Annotated in this window: 14 protein-coding genes; 7 read left to right on the plus strand and 7 right to left on the minus strand. The window is 54.2% G+C overall.

Going from position 1 to position 18402, the window contains the following annotated elements:
- Window positions 1–128 precede the first annotated feature (128 nt).
- Window positions 129–1553, plus strand: a complete 1425-nt coding sequence (gene glnA / locus G437_RS0104780; protein WP_024331443.1) for a type I glutamate--ammonia ligase — start codon at window positions 129–131, stop codon at window positions 1551–1553.
- A 45-nt stretch (window positions 1554–1598) separates the two neighbouring features.
- On the opposite strand, the gene G437_RS0104785 is transcribed toward glnA, so the two are convergent.
- Complete coding sequence (locus tag G437_RS0104785; RefSeq protein WP_024331444.1) at window positions 1599–2126, minus strand: methylated-DNA--[protein]-cysteine S-methyltransferase; 528 nt, start codon at window positions 2124–2126, stop codon at window positions 1599–1601.
- Window positions 2127–2233: 107 nt separating this feature from the next.
- On the opposite strand from G437_RS0104785, the gene G437_RS0104790 reads away from it, so the two are divergent.
- Window positions 2234–4042, plus strand: a complete 1809-nt coding sequence (locus G437_RS0104790) for an AMP-dependent synthetase/ligase (protein ID WP_024331445.1) — start codon at window positions 2234–2236, stop codon at window positions 4040–4042.
- Between the two features lie 52 nt (window positions 4043–4094).
- Here the strand turns inward: G437_RS0104790 and uvrA are convergent, their stop codons facing one another.
- Window positions 4095–6932 carry an excinuclease ABC subunit UvrA gene (gene uvrA, locus G437_RS0104795; protein ID WP_024331446.1) on the minus strand — a complete coding sequence of 946 codons (2838 nt, stop codon included), beginning with the start codon at window positions 6930–6932 and terminating at the stop codon, window positions 4095–4097.
- Between the two features lie 111 nt (window positions 6933–7043).
- Here uvrA and G437_RS0104800 point away from each other — a divergent pair, with 111 nt between their 5' ends.
- From G437_RS0104800 to G437_RS0104815, 4 genes are read left to right on the plus strand one after another with little or no spacing between them, the layout of a single operon-like run.
- Window positions 7044–7370, plus strand: a complete 327-nt coding sequence (locus G437_RS0104800; protein WP_024331447.1) for a YciI family protein — start codon at window positions 7044–7046, stop codon at window positions 7368–7370.
- Entirely contained in the window at window positions 7361–7654 is a 294-nt protein-coding gene (locus G437_RS0104805) for a YciI family protein (protein WP_024331448.1), read from the plus strand. Before G437_RS0104800 ends, G437_RS0104805 begins: the two co-directional genes overlap by 10 nt.
- Complete coding sequence (locus G437_RS0104810; RefSeq protein ID WP_024331449.1) at window positions 7651–8625, plus strand: bile acid:sodium symporter family protein; 975 nt, start codon at window positions 7651–7653, stop codon at window positions 8623–8625. Before G437_RS0104805 ends, G437_RS0104810 begins: the two co-directional genes overlap by 4 nt.
- Window positions 8626–8642: 17 nt before the next feature.
- Window positions 8643–9911, plus strand: coding sequence for an alpha/beta fold hydrolase (locus G437_RS0104815; RefSeq protein ID WP_051141887.1), 1269 nt, complete (start codon window positions 8643–8645; stop codon window positions 9909–9911).
- Between the two features lie 35 nt (window positions 9912–9946).
- Here the strand turns inward: G437_RS0104815 and G437_RS0104820 are convergent, their stop codons facing one another.
- The 4 genes from G437_RS0104820 to coaE all read right to left on the minus strand — a co-directional run bounded on the left by G437_RS0104820 (window position 9947) and on the right by coaE (window position 16189).
- Window positions 9947–10933: a TerC/Alx family metal homeostasis membrane protein gene (locus tag G437_RS0104820; protein ID WP_024331451.1), complete on the minus strand. Its 987-nt coding sequence runs from the start codon at window positions 10931–10933 to the stop codon at window positions 9947–9949.
- Between the two features lie 142 nt (window positions 10934–11075).
- A complete protein-coding gene (locus G437_RS0104825; protein WP_024331452.1) occupies window positions 11076–13454 on the minus strand; it encodes an HAD-IC family P-type ATPase in 2379 nt (792 codons plus the stop codon).
- Entirely contained in the window at window positions 13455–15548 is a 2094-nt protein-coding gene (uvrB, locus tag G437_RS0104830) for an excinuclease ABC subunit UvrB (RefSeq protein WP_024331453.1), read from the minus strand. It lies immediately after the preceding gene.
- Window positions 15548–16189 carry a dephospho-CoA kinase gene (gene coaE, locus G437_RS0104835; protein ID WP_197409626.1) on the minus strand — a complete coding sequence of 214 codons (642 nt, stop codon included), beginning with the start codon at window positions 16187–16189 and terminating at the stop codon, window positions 15548–15550. Before coaE ends, uvrB begins: the two co-directional genes overlap by 1 nt.
- Window positions 16190–16300: 111 nt before the next feature.
- On the opposite strand from coaE, the gene G437_RS0104840 reads away from it, so the two are divergent.
- Window positions 16301–18049, plus strand: a complete 1749-nt coding sequence (locus G437_RS0104840) for a BCCT family transporter (protein ID WP_024331455.1) — start codon at window positions 16301–16303, stop codon at window positions 18047–18049.
- 42 nt (window positions 18050–18091) lie between these two features.
- Here G437_RS0104840 and G437_RS0104845 read toward each other — a convergent pair whose 3' ends face one another.
- Window positions 18092–18334: a hypothetical protein gene (locus tag G437_RS0104845; RefSeq protein ID WP_024331456.1), complete on the minus strand. Its 243-nt coding sequence runs from the start codon at window positions 18332–18334 to the stop codon at window positions 18092–18094.
- Window positions 18335–18402 lie beyond the last annotated feature (68 nt).

Below are 18402 nucleotides of genomic sequence, written 5' to 3' on the forward strand. Positions count from 1 at the left end.
TTTGAACTAGTGCCCTTTACCACAGCCGCTAGTTATCTTGCTTTTAGCTGGATAACTAGCGGCGGCTTTTGTTAGATTAGAGCTGTCTTTGACACCACCTTTAATCTCTATTTTTTCCGGGAGATCACATGTTCCAGTCCACGGAAGAGGCTGTTGAGTACATCGATAAGGAAAAGGTCGAATTCGTCGACGTTCGCTTTTGCGATCTGCCGGGCGTTTCCCAACATTTCGCCATTCCTGCGAGCGAGTTCAAGGATGCGGCTCTAACTGACGGGCTTATGTTTGACGGTTCTTCTATTCGCGGTTTTGTTGCCATCAACGAATCCGACATGAAGCTTATTCCAGACGTGAGCACGGCCTTTATTGATCCGTTCCGCAAAGCCAAAACCTTAGTGGTCAATTTTTCCATTGTCGACCCTTTTACCGATGAACCTTTTTCGCGCGATCCGCGTCAGGTAGCAGCTAAAGCCGAGGCATATTTGAAGTCTACCGGCATTGCAGACACCTGTTTCATTGGTGCTGAAGCCGAATTTTACTTGTTCGACTCGGTGCGTTTCCAAACGCGTCGTGAGCACAGTTTTTACCAGATTGATTCCGTCGAGGGCGAATGGCGCATGGGTGCCGAAGAGGACGGACACAACGACGGTTACAAGGTGGATTTGAAGGGCGGGTATTTCCCTGTACCACCTACCGACCATTTTGCAGATCTGCGCGACACTATGTCTACTTTGCTGGGGCAGGTGGGACTGAAGTTGGAACGTGCCCACCACGAAGTTGGCACCGGGGGCCAGCAAGAGATCAACTATCGCTTCAATTCGCTGCAGGCTGCTGCTGACGACATGATGAAATTCAAATACGTGATCAAGAATGCTGCGATTGCTGACGGTCGCACTGCCACGTTCATGCCGAAGCCGCTGGTTGGGGACAACGGGTCGGGTATGCACACTCACCTTTCTCTGTGGAAGAACGGCGACCCGTTGTTCTATGACGAGCGCGGCTACGGCGCCCTTTCCGATATGGCGCGCTACTTTATTGGCGGTCTGCTGGCACATGCCCCGGCTCTGCTGGCATTTACTAACCCGTCGATTAACTCCTACCGTCGCTTGGTACCGGGCTTTGAGGCTCCGGTAAACCTGGTTTATTCTGCACGTAACCGTTCCGCTTGTATTCGTATTCCGGTTACCGGCACCTCCCCCAAGGCAAAGCGGGTGGAATACCGCGTGCCAGATCCTTCAGCTAATCCGTATCTTTCCTTCTCGGCTTCGCTAATGGCTGGTCTTGATGGCATTCGTAACCGCATTGAGCCGCCAGAGCCCGTGGACAAGGATCTGTACGAGTTGCCTCCGGCAGAATACGCTGACATCAAGAAACTGCCAGCTTCATTGGAGGAGGCACTTGATGCCCTTCGTGCAGACTCTGATTTCCTCACCGAGGGCGACGTGTTCACTCAGGATCTGCTCGATACCTGGATCGACTACAAGACTGAAAACGAGATTGCGCCTATGCGAGCTTATCCGCATCCTTACGAATTCCAGCTCTACTACGGACTGTAAGTCAGTAAGTGTTTTGGGCTCGGCTTCGGCCGGGCCCAAAATTTTTTAAAAGAGTCGCGCTGTTCCGGGCAATTGAGAGTCTTCTAAATCGAGTAGGTAGCGTTTGCGCTCGAGTCCGCCCGCGTAGCCACCCAGGGAGCCGTTTGCACCTATTACTCGATGGCAGGGAACGATTATTGATATTGGGTTCTTCCCTACCGCCGCTCCGACTGCTCGCGCCAGGAAACGGTTCCCGAGGGCGGCCGCCACCTGTCCGTAGGTGCGTACCTGCCCTCGTGGAATCGTTTCTAGGTAATGCCATACCCGCAGTGAGAAGGCGTCACCGAGTAGCTGGTAGTCCAGATCGAATTTCTCTTGTTTTCCGCTCAGGTAGTCTTTGATCTGGTCAGAGGCCGGGGTGAGGATCGGATCCAGGGGCCTGGCTACAATCCCGAGCATCTGTGCATCCGGGTAGTGGCGCTGGCCCACAAACCACACTCCAGTGAGCACAGCTGCATCCGCCCGCAGTGCAATGTCTCCGAGCCCGGTTTGAATAACGGTGTACCGCCTGGGTAGCAGATGCGAGTAGCTCATGTGTTACAGGTTAGCAATATCGGTACTCGGCGAACGAAATATACCTAAGAGGACTAACTTACGGTACCGTAAGTATAACGTTTTGTTCCTCTAGTTAGGAGGTCGCTATGGCCTTACTGCGTCGCCGCCCTAAGAAGGAATATCTAGCTGCCGGCACTATTCCCGGAATAGTCGAGAAGCGAGCTAGCCTGTACCCCACTGAGGTGGCAGTCGAATTGCGCAACCAGATTGGCACCCAGTGGCAGAAAATTACCGCCGAGGCGCTGCGGGACCAGGTTCACGTGGTCGCCCGGGGATTGATGGCATACGGGCTAAAGCCTGGTGATTCAGTAGCAATTTTTGGGGCCACCTCTTACGAGTGGACTGTCTTGGACCTGGCCGCCCAAAGCGCAGGGTGCGTGGTAGTCCCGATTTACGAATCTGATTCCAACGAGCAGATCAGCTGGATTATCGAGGATTCGGACATCCGTTTTGTTGTCACTGACACCTCTATCCAAGCGCGCGTAATTGATTCTCTGGTCCGCGACCGTCCCACGGTATTAGGGGTGCTTGCCCATGATTCCGACGCCATGGTCCAAATTATTGAGCGTTCTGAAGAGGTCGACGAAAACGCCCTTGCGGAACGTTTGGACGGGCTTGATAGTGAGGATGTTGCCACAATTATCTACACCTCCGGTACCACCGGCCGCCCTAAAGGTGTCGAACTTACCCACTCTAATTTCATCAAGCAAATTGAGGCGGCCCAGCAGATGTTGCCGCAGGCGATCGTCCATCCGGATACGCGCGTACTATTGTTCCTGCCGGTGGCCCACGTTCTAGCGCGTTTCATCAATTTCATGGCGTTGGCTGGACACGGAGTAGTGGGACATTCCTCCTCAATTAAGAACCTCATGGGAGACATGACCACCTTCCGGCCCACTTCCCTACTCGTAGTTCCCCGGGTCCTCGAAAAGGTCTATAACGCAGCTGATTCCAAAGCCGGATCCGGAATGAAATTGAAAATGTTCCGCTGGTCGGCCCACGCCCTCGAAACCTACGCTGAACATGAAGAAGAGGGCACTCTCACAACGTCTGTGCGTGCCAGCGCAGCAATAGCGCGACGGGTGTTAGCTAAAATTCCGGAGCTGCTGGGAGGAAATCTGCGGGTTATTGTCTCTGGCGGCGCCCCCCTCTCGCCTACGTTGGCCTACTTCTTCCGCGGGCTTGGCTTTGACGTGTTAGAAGGGTACGGAACTACCGAGATGGGCGGCCCGCTCACTATTTCGATGCCCGAAACTAACAAGACCGGCTCGGTTGGGGCCCCTCTACTTTGCAACCAGGTTCGGCTCTCCTCCGACGGCGAGTTGGAAGCCTATGGTCCAGGAATTATGCGCGGATACCGCAATAATCCCGAAGCCACCAAAGAGGCCTTTACACCGGACGGCTGGTACAAATCTGGCGATTTAGCCTCTATAGACGATATGGGCCGGGTCAAAATTACCGGGCGCAAGAAAGAGATAATTGTGACCGCCGGCGGCAAAAATGTCTCGCCTGCAGTGCTTGAGGACCGCCTGCGCGGACACCCCCTAATTTCACAGGTAGTTGTAGTTGGCGATCAGCGCAATTTCATTTCCGCACTTATTACCCTCGATTCCGAAATGCTGCCTTCCTGGCTAGAAAACCATGGGCTTACCCATATGGAGGTCGTAGAAGCCGCCAAGGACAAGGATGTGCTCGCAGCATTGGATCGGGCTGTTAAACGTGCGAATAAGGCTGTTTCTAGGGCCGAATCGATCCGCAAGTTCACAGTTCTGCCTACCGATTTTACCGAAGAAAATGGATTACTCACACCATCTTTAAAGGTAAAGCGGACCAAAGTGTTGGATCGATTCGCAGACGTTATCGACAAAATGTACGAGGGCGCTAAACGCGGCTAAATTAAATAGATATGGAATGAGGCGGGCTAGCTTCCTAGCCCGCCTCATTCCTTTACGCCTCTAACAGGGGTTTTAGGTATCTGCCAGTCCAGGAAGCCTCATTAGCTGCCACCTGCTCGGGGGTACCCGTTGCAACAATTGTGCCGCCTCCCTCGCCGCCCTCGGGGCCAATGTCAATAAGCCAGTCTGCTGACTTTATGACATCCAGGTTATGTTCAATAACTATTACGGTATTGCCCTTGTCAACTAGTCCCTGCAACACCAGTAATAGCTTGCGGATATCTTCTAAGTGCAACCCGGTTGTGGGCTCGTCGAGGATGTAGACCGTTTTGCCGTTGGAGCGCTTATGCAATTCGGAGGCCAGCTTTACACGCTGTGCTTCGCCGCCAGACAAAGTAGTTGCAGACTGCCCCAAGCGCACGTACCCCAGCCCAACATCTACTAAGGTCTGTAAGTACCTGGAGATACGCGGAATTGCCTCGAAGAATGTGACCGCCTCCGAGATTGGCATATTCAGCACGTCTGCGACTGTTTTGCCGCGGTAGCGGATCTCGAGAGTCTCGCGATTGTAGCGGGCCCCATGGCAAGTTTCGCAGGCAACATACACATCCGGCAAAAAGTTCATCTCGATTTTTATGGTGCCGTCGCCCTTGCAGGTTTCACAGCGCCCTCCCTTCACATTGAAGCTAAAGCGCCCCGGACCATACCCGCGCACCTTTGCCTCGGGGGTTTCGGCGAAAAGCTTGCGCACACTATCCCACACCCCGGTATAGGTCGCAGGATTCGAACGCGGGGTGCGCCCAATAGGCGACTGGTCGACGTGGACGACCTTCCTCAGCTGCTCCATCCCGGAAATCGACTTGTGCCGCCCGGGAACCGTGCGGGCCCGATTCAGAGTGCGTGCCAAAGATTGGTACAAAATCTGATTCACCAGCGTTGACTTTCCAGACCCCGAAACCCCAGTGACTGCCGTGAACAGACCCAGCGGGAAATCCACGTCAATATTCTTCAGATTATTCTCGCGAGCTCCATGTACCGACAGTTTAGAACTCTTGTCAAACTTGCGCCGAGCCTCGGGAACCTCAATTTTACGGCGCCCCGCCAGATAGTCGCCTGTCAGGGAGCCCTTGGCTGCCTCAATGCCCTTCACCGGCCCAGAGTAGACCACATGCCCGCCTCCTTCGCCAGCACCCGGGCCAATGTCGACTATCCAGTCTGCGCTACGGATAGTTTCCTCGTCGTGTTCGACCACGATCAAGGTGTTCCCCAGGTCGCGAAGACGCACCAAAGTCTTTATGAGCTGGGCATTGTCGCGTTGGTGTAAACCAATCGAAGGCTCGTCGAGAACGTAGAGAACCCCCACCAGCCCCGAGCCTATCTGAGTTGCAAGGCGGATACGTTGGGCTTCCCCGCCAGAAAGTGTGCCCGCCGCCCTCGACAGCGTCAAATACGAAAGCCCAACATCGTTCAAAAAGGCCAAACGTGCTTTTATCTCAGTCAGAATTGGCCGCGCAATCTTCCTCCCCGGCCCCTCAAGCTGCAAGGCAGAAAGAAACTCCGCCGAACGCTCGATGGACATGTCAGTGACTTCGGCGATGGATTTTCCGCCTACTGTAACTGCGAGCACCTCCGGCTTTAGTCGCTTCCCATGGCATTTCGCACAGGGAACGTCGCGCATATAATCCTCGTACCTAGCCCGCTGCGTATCCGATTCGGTCTCGGCATGTTTGCGCTCTACGTAGTGCACCGCTCCTTCAAAACCAGAGGCGTAAACCCGCTCGCGGCCCCACCGGTTGCGGTAGCGCACTTTGACTTTGTAATCTTTCCCCTTGATTAGTGCGTTGCGAACCTTTTTTGGAAGCTCCTTCCAAGGCGTGTCTAGACTGAAACCCAGTTCCTTACCTAGTGCGTCAAGCTGTCTCATAAAGTATTTGTTCGAGGGCGACCAGATCGACACTGCGCCCTCGCCCAAGGACAGTTCTTCGTCGGGAACCAAAAGGTCGGGGTCTACCTGCAACTTATAGCCAATGCCGTCGCAGGCGTCACAAGCTCCATAAGGAGCGTTGAAAGAGAAGGTGCGAGGTTCAATTTCGTCGAGTACCAACTCGTGGTCATTAGGGCAGGCCCGGTGCTCGCTAAACTTGCGCAGCCCTGAAATATCTCCGTCCTGTTTGGGGATAAACTCAATGAAAACGCGCCCCTCAGCAAGTTCCATAGCAGTTTCTACCGAATCGGTCAGCCGCACTCGTACGCCCTCGCGCAGCACAATACGGTCCACCACCACCTCGATGTTGTGCTTCAGCTTCTTTTCTAGTTTTGGAGCCTCTTCCAGGCGTATTTGCTCGCCGTCCACCTTTACCCTAGAAAAACCTCGTGCCCGCATGTCGTCGAAGACGTCAGCATATTCACCCTTGCGGCCGCGCACTACCGGAGCCAGCACCTGGAATCGGGTGCCCTCGGGATATTCGAGTAGTTTATCCACCACCTGCTGGGGAGATTGGGAAGATATTTTCTGCCCGCATTCGGGACAGTGTGGAACTCCTGCACGAGCAAATAGCAGGCGCAAATAGTCGTAGACCTCGGTAATAGTCCCTACCGTCGAGCGCGGGTTGCGCGAGGTAGATTTTTGGTCGATCGACACCGCCGGTGAAAGTCCTTCGATGAAATCCACATCCGGTTTATCCATCTGTCCCAGAAATTGGCGGGCATAAGAGGACAAAGATTCCACGTAGCGGCGTTGCCCCTCAGCAAAAATAGTGTCGAAGGCTAAAGACGACTTGCCGGACCCAGACAGGCCCGAAAATACAATTAGGCTATCGCGGGGAAGATCGACATCTATTCCCTTCAAATTGTGTTGCCGGGCGCCACGAACTAATAGGTTTTCACTCACCCTTCAAATTTACCGGTACCAGGTGAAAAACTCCCCCTAGCGCCCTTCCTTCGCCTGGCAGCGAACCTTATTCTGCTTTCCCTCTGCCAAAACTAGGGTGATACTTGAACCATGAGTATTTACGTGGTCGAATACGTCTATCATCCGGACCTGCAGCTGCTCAAAGATGAACTGCGTCCGAATCACCGCGCGTTCATGCGTAAACTCGCTGATAAAAACCAGGTACTTGCAACGGGCAAGCTGAAGTCGTTCAACCACGAGGGGTCACTGTCTATTGTTCGAGCACAAAGTGCCCAACGTGCCCTCGAGCTGTTGGAGGCCGACCCCTATGTTGAGGGCGGCTTGGTAAGTGATCGGATCGTCCGGGAGTGGCAGCCGGTCGCCGGAAACGTTGCATTTATCGAACAACAACAAGAACGGAAGGTTCCGTGGCAGTGAAAGTTTTGGTGGAATATCTCTACGACGAGTCCAAGTCGGAGCAAATGAATCAGGTGCGCCCTAGGCACCGGGCGCACTTGCAAGATCTTTTCGAAAAAGACGTCGTTGTTGCCTCTGGCCCCCTGCAGGGGTCCGGAGCCCCAGGAGCCGTAATTTTACTGAATGCTACCTCCGAGGGCGAGGCTTTAGATTTGCTCTCCTCCGATCCCTTTTTTGAAAATGGTTTCATCTGCAAGCGTACTGCGCGCGTCTGGAACCCGGTGATCGGGATATTTGCTCAGTGAGGAAGCTGCCCCCGGCTCTCTCTTCGCTAGCTGACCCCTTCATTATCGGGATCCTGGTCGTTTTGACGATTGGGATTATGGTTCCCATACCACCCCGAGCAATCTCTGTGCTAGGAATAATCGGGACCTGGGCGGTTGTCGCCCTCTTTTTTCTGTATGGAGGGCGACTTTCTACAGCCGAGGTGGTGGCGGGTCTAAAGAATGTGAAGGTGCAAGGTTCAGTTGCGCTTGCTACCTTCGTAATTTTTCCGATTTTAGGGGCAGTGAGTTTCCCACTTTGGGAACATCTGTTAGGGGGCACATTTGCAACCGGCATTTTGTATTTGACCCTGTTGCCTTCCACCGTGCAATCTTCGGTCGCATTTGTTTCCATTGCGCGCGGAAATATTGGGGCAGCAGTGTGTTCAGCTACCATCTCGAACATTGCTGGGATGGTAATTACTCCCCTGCTGGTAATGCTCCTAATGGGTGCTTCTGCTGGAGTTTCGCTGGGGTCTATCGGCAACATTATCCTGCAGTTACTGGTGCCTTTTGTCGCAGGGCAACTGCTACAACCGAAGATCGGTACTTGGCTGCGCGCTCATCGTGGGCTTACCAAAGCCGTAGATCAGGGAACCATCCTGGTAATCGTTGCCTCTTCGGTAGCGGGAGCCACAGCACGCGGGCTGTGGAGCCGAATATCCCTCGGCCAGGTTCTGCTTTTAGTGGGCGCCTCCGCGATTATTCTGGCAATTATGCTCTGCCTAACCTGGTTTGGGGCAAAAGCCTTGCACATGCCTAAGGGGGATCAGATTGTGGTGCTCATGTGCGGCTCCAAGAAATCTTTAGCTACCGGCCTGCCCATGGCCGCAATAATCTTCCCTGCCAGCACTCTCGCGGCAGTTACAGTACCCATTATTGTTTTCCACCAACTACAACTCATAGTTTGTGCCACTTTGGCACAAACCTTAGCAAGGAGGTCCCAGCTTTGAAGAGCTCAACCTTTGTAATGCGCGGACATAAAATTGTCGAACGCTGGTTAGAAGTACCACTAGACTTTCGCAATCCCTCAAACGGGCAAACAGTAACGTTCTTCTCTAGGGAGTATGTCAGGCGCTCGGGTGAAGATCGTCCTCGCCTTCTGTATTTGCAGGGCGGCCCCGGTACTAAAGGCATGCGCCCAGCAAATCCCACCTCAGGGTGGATGGATTGGGCCTTAGACCACTACCGCGTAATACAAATTGATCAGCGCGGCACGGGACTGTCTAGCCCAATCGACGGAAAGCTCATCTCGCAGTTAGGGCCTAAGGAAGGCGCAAAATACCTGAGCTTTTTCAGGCAGGACGCCATTGCTGCAGACTGCGAGTCACTGCGGCACGCACTGGGCGCAAAACCGTGGACATTAGTGGGCCAATCCTTCGGCGGATTTTGTATTACCGCCTATCTCTCGCTATTCCCGGAAGGAATTGAGAGGGCGGTTTTAACCGGTGGACTACCGCATCTGGGCCACATCGACGATATATACAAACTCACCTTTGCCCAGGCGGCACGCAGAAATGAACAATTCGAGCAGGTCTACCCGGGGTCCGCGCAAACTATTCGCGACGTGGCCCGCCATATTAGCGAGGTAGACGAATATTTGCCCACCGGGGAAAAACTAACCGTGCCCAGGCTGCGCATGGCCGGTTTGGGGTTGGGCATGAGCGCCGGTTTCGATTCCCTGCACTACCTTTTCGAGGACCCATTCGCCTCCTCAAAGGGAGCGGCAAGGAGGCTCAGTTATTCCTTCCTGTCGGATCTGGCCGGTGTAATTTCAAATGCCTCCGCTCCCCTCTATGCCCTGCTTCACGAAGTTACCTATGCGGGGGCTGGCCCCGAAGCTGCTGGCAAGCCTACGAATTGGTCCGCTCAGAGGCTAGCGGACCCCATTTTCACAACTGACCCTGCCAGCCCCGAACCGTTCTACCTAACCGGCGAACACTTCTACAGGGAGGCCTTTACCGAAGACCCGGCACTTTCCGGCACTGTCGGAGCGATGGATGTGCTTGCTGAGGCAACAGATCTACCACTCACCTACCTTCCCGAGGTGCTGAATGCGAACCAGGTGCCAGTAGCGGCAGCGGTATATCAGAACGACATGTTCGTGCCAGAACCACTTTCCACCCGCACGGCTGCTGAAATTAGGGGCATTCGACTGCTGCGCACTAACGAGTACCAGCACGACGGCATCCGCACCCGCCCAACCATGGTCGCAGACCTGCTGCAAATGACCTATTAGAGCTCGCGGCTGCCCCTACTTGCCTGGGGCAGCCCCTAGCTCGCCTTTACCTTCTTGGAATACCACAGCGAAGACACCGTGGTTATAACCAAGACCACCACGATGTAGGCCATCGAGAAGCTAATTGACGGTTCAGGGATCGCCTGCGCCCATCGCTCAGCCCCCAGAATGGGAGCCTCGTGGAGGGCGTGGACTATCAGCTTCACAGCGATAAATCCCAAGATCAGAGCCAGTCCATAGTGCAAAAACACCAGGCGTTCTAAAAGCCCATCAATCAAAAAGTAAAGCTGCCGAAGTCCAAGAAGCGAAAAGGCATTAGCTGCGAATACTAAAAATGCCTCGTGGGTTAGTCCGAAAATCGCCGGAATAGAATCCATTGCAAACATAATATCTGCTGACCCAATTGCGACTACGCACAATGCCATGGGAGTGACATACGTTTTTCCGGAGTGGCGGTGAATGAACTTGTCCCCAATAAATCCTTCGGTTACGGGGAAAATCTTGCGAGCCCACCTCGTGACTGTATTTTCTTCGTATTCCTCAGCTTGTTCGTCCTCGAGAGAACCCACGCCCTCGCGCGCCTGGCTGATTGCCGTATAAGCCAAGAACGCACCAAAAAGGTAAAACACCGCCGCGAAGCGGTTGATAATAACCGCCCCCATCAAAATGAATACGAGCCGAGCCAGGATGGCAATAACGATGCCCCAAAGCAACACCATTTGCTGGTCGCGTCTGGGCACCCGGAATCCTGTAATGATTATTATGAAGACGAACAGGTTGTCTAGCGACAAAGACTTCTCGGTTAGGAAGCCGGCCAGGTACTCGGTCCCGTACGTACCTCCCCAGATCGCCCATACGATCAGCGCGAACGAGAGCCCAATGCCAACGTAGATGCCAGACCAGATCGCGGCCTCTTTAAGAGTTGGTTCGTGGGGAGTGCGAATGTGGGCGAATATATCGAATACGATCATTGCGATGATCATGGCGGATAGACCTATCCACCCAAGAACATGAACGTCCAAATTATCCTCCGGTACTAAAAATACACGGAGGTCTCTTTCCGCCCTGAGGCTGTGGGACCGGGCCTTTGCCGTGATGACGACCCCACTGTTTGTGGAAGTACTCCCCTCCGCAGGCAAGTCTACAGGTCCAGCGGCCCCCGCGTTAACTCGCTCGGGCGAATGTGGCCTTTCGCATGAGGTTGAAAACTAGTACCAGAACTATCCCTATTAGCCCCGCCACAGCGATCACTTGCCAGGCCGCTGACGGGGGCACCACCAACGAAAACAGCTCCCTTAACTCCCCGTTCCACAACACGGTCGCCACGCCCGCTACCATAGCCAGAAGGAGTATTCCACGCCAGGTGAAAAGGGGTTTTGAAGCGAGGGCGAGCACGGTCGCAGAGATCAGCGCCAAGGTCATGGTGGCAGCTGTCGCAGCTACCTCGCGCTGCAGTTGCAGCTGCTCAGAAATCCACCAGTAGGCGAAAAATACACTTCCGGCGGCAACGATGCCGGCAGGGAGAGCCAGCGAAAGTGTTCTTCGCAGGAATCCTTTGCGGTAGCGCTGATTGGTTGGGGAAAAAGCCAAAATAAAGGCAGGCAGACCAATGAAGAAGACACTTATTAGCGTCAGGTGCCTGGGCAGGAACGGGTACGGGATGGCAAACATGGAAACCAACGCTGCTATTAGCGTGGCGTAGACCGTCTTAGTCAAGAACAGAGACGATACGCGTTCCATGTTGGCGAGTACTCTTCTTCCCTCAGCTACCACGGGCGGAAGTGCCGAAAACTCTCCGTTTAGCAGGACAATCTTTGCTGCCGCCTTTGTAGCGGGCGCCCCGGATCCCATGGCAATCCCCAAGTCGGCTTCTTTAAGGGCTAGCGAGTCATTGACCCCATCGCCCGTCATAGCTACTGTATGACCCTGGCTCTGCAGTGCCTGCACAATTTGTTTTTTTTGCTCAGGTAACACCCTGCCAAGCACTGCTACGTCTTGCAGCTTCTGCGCTAGCTCGCCAACTTCGTTGGGCAGGGCGCGCGCATCCAAGAACTGGCCTCCCGCAAGGCCCGCCTTAGTTGCCACCGCAGAGACAGTCACCGGGTTGTCGCCAGAAACGATCAGAGGGCGCACCCCCTGCTGCCTGAAGTAGGTTAGGGTTTGGGCCGCATCCGGGCGAAGCTGTTCCGTGCAGGCAATTAGCGCGCAGTCAACGGCCTCTTTTGTTCTTAATCCCGCCCCAATTGGGGCTTTAGCTAGCAGCAGTACCCGCGCCCCGGTCTGGGCTGCCTGCTGCACCAGCTGCAGGGTGTGGGGCTTTTGAGAAATGAGCTCAGGGGCCCCCAAATACCATGTGCTGCCCTGCGAGCTAAACGAGGACCACTTGCGCTGGGAATCGAACGGGTCCAATTCACCCTCTAGTGGATCGACCTGTAGCCCCTCGGCGATGGCTGCCGCAGTTTCGTTAACCCGATCTTGAACTAAGGCTGCGAGCGCCCGCGCATCTTGGAGACTTTGGTCGGCAAAGGCTTTGCCCGGATCCTTTGGACTGTCCCATATGTGAATAGGCCGCGGGTCGGCAGAAAGGTAGACGATGTCGCCAAGCTCTATTTTCCCGCTGGTGAGTGTGCCCGTCTTATCCAGGCAAAGAGTATCTACTCGCGCCAATACCTCCACTGCGGGCATCTGCTGCACCAGTACCCCCTTTTTCACTAGCGACAGCGAGGCGGTAGCGAAGTTTACAGAGGTTAAAAGCACTAGCCCTTGCGGAATCATACCGACGATGCCGGCCACTACAGCAAGTACTACTCCCTTCCACGCTCCGCCACCAATGGCATTGGCCCACCCCCCTGCTACGTGCAATTGGGACCAGGCAAGGATGATTACCAAAAACGGGATTGCTCTGCCAATCAATACAATGATCCGCTTGATCCCATCCGCTATTTCGGATTTGGCAAGACGGAACTTGCGGACGTCAGCTCCTAGCCTGCCGGCATAGGATTCTTTTCCTACGGCATCGACCTGGATTAGTGCAGTACCCGCAGTGACCGTAGCACCCGACAGGACTCGGTCCCCCGGTTTTTTCTTCTGCGGACGCGCCTCACCCGTAAGGATTGACTCGTCGCAGGTCAGTGAATCGGCTTCCTTTACAGTCCCATCGGCAGGTATTTGGTCGCCTCTGCGCAAAGTCAGCCAATCTCCTAGCACTATCTGATCGGGGCGCAGGCTTACCGCCTGCCCATCCCGGAGCACCTGCAGCGGAGCAGTGTTCAAAATCGCCACTTTGTCTAGCGTGCGTTTGGCCTTCCACTCCGTAAAAATTCCGGTTGCAGCATTTGTAACCAAGACGATCCCGAATACGGCATCTGGCCAGGATCCGAGTGCTATCACTACTACTAGACAAACCGCCAAGATAGCGTTGAAAAGAGTAAAAACGTTTGCTTTTACAATCTCGCTAAGAGGACGGGAAGTAGATATGTCTTGAACGTTGACTTTGCCGGCCGCGGTTAGTTCAGCGGCCTGGGCGCTACTGAGCCCCCTCATCTAGTTAGCTGCCTTCATCTGCCGCAGTTCCTTCTTCAAATCAGCAATTTCGTCGCGCAGTCTTCCTGCCACCTCAAATTGTAATTCAGCGGCGGCCGCATGCATTTGCTTTGTAAGATCTTCAATCAGACCTGTGAGATCGCCTTCTGCAGCTGAGGCAAGCCGAGCTCGCACAGAAAGGTCGGCCTCAGAAATATCTTTCCGCGTGGGTCCAGAGCGCGCGTTCCGGTAATGGCCTTCGAGTAGTTCCTCTGTATCGATATCCTCGCGGGCCAGCATATCTGTTACGTCAGAGATCTTCTTGCGTAGCGGCTGCGGATCGATTCCGTGTTTCTTGTTGTAGGCAATCTGTTTTTCGCGTCTGCGTTCAGTTTCGTCTATAGCAAAACGCATAGATTCGGTGATGTTGTCTGCATACATGTGCACCTCGCCAGATACATTTCGTGCAGCTCGCCCAATGGTTTGAATGAGTGAGGTGGTAGAGCGCAAGAATCCCTCTTTATCCGCATCCAAAATTGCCACTAGTGAAACCTCGGGCAGATCTAGCCCTTCGCGCAGCAAATTTATACCTACGAGCACATCGAATTTGCCCTGCCGCAATTCGCGGAGTAGCTCCACACGCCGCAACGTGTCCACGTCAGAGTGCAAGTATTCGACTCGAACGCCCCGCTCGGCAAAATAATCAGTCAGATCCTCCGCCATCTTCTTGGTCAAAGTCGTAACCAGCACACGCTCGCTCTTCTCGACCCGCTTTTGAATTTCGCCCAGCAAGTCGTCAATCTGCCCCTCTGTGGGTTTCACGACCACCTTTGGATCCACTAATCCAGTGGGGCGAATAATCTGTTCAACTACCCCGTCTGAGTGGTCCAACTCGTATTTCCCGGGAGTGGCCGAGAGGTATACCGTTTGGCCGATCCTCTCGAGGAACTCCTCCCACTTTAGAGGGCGGTTATCCATTGCGGACGGGAGCCGGAAGCCGAAATCAACTAGAGTGCGCTTGCGGGACATATCCCCCGCGTACATTGCTCCAATCTGCGGAACGGTAACGTGGGATTCGTCGATAATAAGTACAAAATCATCTGGAAAGTAGTCCAGCAACGTGTTGGGCGGAGTACCGGGACCGCGCCCGTCGATGTGCCGCGAATAGTTCTCGATGCCCGCGCAAGTGCCCACTTCGCGCATCATCTCGAGGTCGTAGGTTGTGCGCATGCGCAAACGCTGAGCTTCCAGCATTTTTCCTTCGCGTTCCAGAACAGCCAGTCGCTCCCCCAATTCCTTCTCGATAGATTCAAGGGCCCGTTCCATACGTTCTGGGCCTGCTACGTAGTGCGAGGCAGGAAAAATGAACACCTGTTCTTCCCTGCGCACGACGTTGCCGGTCAGTGGGTGCAACGTGGTCAAGGCTTCTATCTCGTCGCCAAACATCTCGATTCGGATGGCTAGCTCTTCGTAGACGGGGATGATCTCGATAGTGTCTCCGCGCACTCTAAAGGTGCCCCTGGTAAAGGACATGTCGTTGCGCTGGTATTGCATAGTCACGAACTGGCGCAGCAGGGTGTCGCGGTCGATCTCCATCCCCACCTCCAGAGCCACCATGCGCTCTACATATTCTTGTGGAGTGCCCAGACCGTAGATGCAGGAAACCGAAGATACTACTACGGTGTCGCGCCTGGTAAGGAGCGAATTTGTAGCAGAGTGGCGTAACCTTTCGACCTCGTCATTTATAGACGAATCTTTCTCGATGTAGGTATCCGTCTGCGGCACATAAGCTTCGGGCTGGTAATAGTCGTAGTAGGAAACGAAATATTCGACCGCGTTGTTTGGCAGCAACTCTCTAAACTCGGCCGCCAGCTGGGCGGCCAGAGTCTTGTTAGGCTCCATAACCAGGGTGGGTCGCTGTATTTTTTCTATAAGCCACGCTGCCGTAGCTGACTTACCTGTGCCAGTGGCACCGAGTAGCACTATGTCTTTTTCACCGTTATTAATGCGTTCGGCAAGTTCGGCAATTGCCGCAGGCTGATCGCCCGAGGGCGAGAACTCGCTAACGACTTCAAAGCGCTTGTCCTTGCGTTCTACAGTTGGAAAATCGCTCATCATGCCCTTTCTAGCAGTGCCGGCCACAGCTCGGTGGCCACGGCCTTTTCTACTTTGTCACGTTCACCAGCGTTGTTCACCACTACGTTCGCTACCGCGAACCGTTGAGCGTCGGTAGCCTGGGCGCGAATCCGAGCGCGGGCGTCTGTTGCGCTCAGGCCCCGCTTTACCAACCGTTGGATGCGCACTGGGGTCGGGGCCCAAACGATCACGTTCACCGCCGCCCGGAAACCGGTCTCGACTAACAGTGGGATGTCGTAGACGCATATTTGCCCCGGGTCCGCCTGCGCTAAGAAATCGCGTGCCCTCAGGTTTATTAGCGGGTGCATTATCCTATCTAGCTCAGTGCGCGCCGCCGGGTCGGCAAACACCAGCTTTGCGAGTTGTTGGCGATCCAGGGCCCCATCTGGAGTGAACACGCCTGGGCCGAACGCCTCCCACAGCTGCGGCAGTGCAAGCCCTGACTTGGACGTGAGCTCGCGAGATATCTGGTCGGCGTCTACGACCTTTGCTCCCAACGAGGCAAGCGCGGCTGATACCGTGGACTTACCGGCCCCGATTCCCCCAGAAACAGCTACTTGCAGCCCGCTGCCAGTGTCGGTAGGTAAGTCTAAGAACAAGATTGGTGATTCAGAGCCCACCATGCCAGTCTATCCTGCACGTGTGCTAATGCATGCCGAAAGCACTAGTCAGAGACAATAATTAGTGAAACACTGATAAATGTTTTTTATTCCCTGACAGTTAAGAGCGTAATGACATCGTCAACCGAAGTTTCGCAGAACAAATCTAAAAGGAAAAAAGTAGATTATGCAGTAGCGGGGGTTTCCAAGTGGGTGTTTTACCCGTCGGTGGTGCTGCTAATACTGTTTGTACTGAGCGCGATCGTTTTTCCGCAGCAATTCGAAGCCGCCATTTCTACAGTCTCTAGCCAGATCGTAGACTCCTTTTCTTGGTACTACGTCCTAGTCGCCACCGGCTGCGTAATTTTCGCCCTCGTCGTGGCATTTAGCAAGTTCGGCGACCTAAAGCTAGGCAAAGATGACGAGGAACCTGAATATTCCACAATTTCGTGGTTCGCCATGCTCTTTGCGGCAGGCATGGGCATTGGGCTGGTTTTTTACGGCGCAGCGGAACCTCTTTCACACTTCATGACTCCCCCGCCGGGAGCCTCCACTACCGAGGCAGAGCATGCACGCATGGCAATAGGCACTAGTTTCTTGCACTGGGGCATGCACCCGTGGGCCATCTACGCGATAGTCGGGCTCGCCATCGCCTGGGCCGGATTCCGAAGGGGACGGCCCATGTCCATCCGCTGGACTCTCGAGCCCGTACTCGGCGAAAAACGAGTCAAAGGACACTTCGGAGACGTTGTCGACGCGGTGGCAGTAATTGGCACCGTACTAGGCATTTCCACCTCTCTAGGGCTAGGGGTGAACCAGGTTGCTGCAGGAATCGAATACCTAACCGGATACCACGCCACCAAGACCGTCCTAATCATCCTCGTGATTGTAATCTCTGCGCTGGCTGCACTTTCCGTAGCCTCTGGTTTGGATGCTGGCATCAAATTTCTGTCGAACACCAACCTAGTAGTAGCTGCCCTGCTCGCCTTTGCAGTAGCAGCTCTAGGCCCCACCACATTCTTGCTAAACGAATTCGTGCAAGATTTGGGTACCTATTTTGGAAATCTAATTGACATGTCTTTTAGAACCTTCCCCTTCCAAGGAATAAAAGGTACCGAGTGGCTTGCTTCTTGGACCACGTACTACTGGGGCTGGTGGATGGCCTGGTCCTCGTTCGTAGGTGTGTTCATTGCACGCATTTCTAAAGGACGCACGGTACGCGAATTCATTGTCGGAACTATTGCGGCACCCACGTTAGTAACTTTCGTCTGGTTCGCAATTATGGGCGGAAATGCGCTCTACCAAGAGATGTTCCGCAATGTTACTTTCGCAGGAGCTGACGGGAATATAGACGCCAACACCGCCTTCTTCCAGTCGCTAGAGCATTTGCCGGCCTCACAAATACTGTGCGGTGTGGCAATGATCGTGATCGTGATCTTCTTCGTCACATCTTCAGATTCGGGCTCATACGTAATCTCGATGCTCTCGACCGCAGGCAACCCGGATCCCTCACTGTGGGTGCGACTAACCTGGGCAGCTATGACGGGAATCGTAACCGCCGCAGTGTTGGGCTCGGCTTCGGCAGATATCGGACTGGCTGCGCTGCAGTCGCTCTCTATTATGGGAGCGCTACCATTCTCGCTGGTAATAATTGGAATGGCGGTATCTATCTGGAAAAACCTCGGAAAAACCAAAAAAGAGCTGGACAAGCAGGATCGGCAGATTCGCCACGCCATGCTAGTACAGGCAATATCCGAGGAGGTTACCGAAAACATCACCTCAGAGAAGGCCGGTACGCGACACCGCCCCAGGCCAATCACGGTTGCCCCCGAAGTGCGACGGTATCTGCGTTCCTTCCGCGCCCAAAGAAGGCATAAGTAAGTAGACATAAAAATACTCCCCTTGCGGGGAGTATTTTTATGTCTACTTTAGAGAATAGGCATCTGAATCTGAATAGGTCTGCGCGTAGATATCCAGGGCTTCGGGTTCAGTTATCATAACGGCCACTGAGCAACCTACCAACAAAAGGGCCCCGATAATCGCAGGAATCGGCGAAGACAGCACTGCTCCAGCGATTATTAGCAGTAGCCCTGCGCTAAATACGCAGGCGTAGCAAATCGACCTCACGTCTTTCTTTACACCCGTTACTGCTTTTACCTTTACCATCGCATTTTCCTTCCATCCTCGTAGCCTCTGCCTACTAGGCGCTTATTATTTTGGGGGAAGTAATCCCG

The sequence above is a fragment of the Winkia neuii subsp. neuii DSM 8576 genome, assembly GCF_000420405.1.
GTDB classification, from domain to species: domain Bacteria; phylum Actinomycetota; class Actinomycetes; order Actinomycetales; family Actinomycetaceae; genus Winkia; species Winkia neuii.

Coding starts and splice junctions, on each gene's coding strand:
- G437_RS0104845 (WP_024331456.1), bottom strand. CDS start 18,334: ATGGTAAAGGTAAAAGCAGTAACGGGTGTAAAGAAAGACGTGAGGTCG.
- G437_RS0104815 (WP_051141887.1), top strand. CDS start 8,643: ATGCGCGGACATAAAATTGTCGAACGCTGGTTAGAAGTACCACTAGAC.
- G437_RS0104825 (WP_024331452.1), bottom strand. CDS start 13,454: ATGAGGGGGCTCAGTAGCGCCCAGGCCGCTGAACTAACCGCGGCCGGC.
- uvrB (WP_024331453.1), bottom strand. CDS start 15,548: ATGAGCGATTTTCCAACTGTAGAACGCAAGGACAAGCGCTTTGAAGTC.
- G437_RS0104790 (WP_024331445.1), top strand. CDS start 2,234: ATGGCCTTACTGCGTCGCCGCCCTAAGAAGGAATATCTAGCTGCCGGC.
- glnA (WP_024331443.1), top strand. CDS start 129: ATGTTCCAGTCCACGGAAGAGGCTGTTGAGTACATCGATAAGGAAAAG.
- G437_RS0104800 (WP_024331447.1), top strand. CDS start 7,044: ATGAGTATTTACGTGGTCGAATACGTCTATCATCCGGACCTGCAGCTG.
- G437_RS0104785 (WP_024331444.1), bottom strand. CDS start 2,126: ATGAGCTACTCGCATCTGCTACCCAGGCGGTACACCGTTATTCAAACC.
- G437_RS0104840 (WP_024331455.1), top strand. CDS start 16,301: ATGACATCGTCAACCGAAGTTTCGCAGAACAAATCTAAAAGGAAAAAA.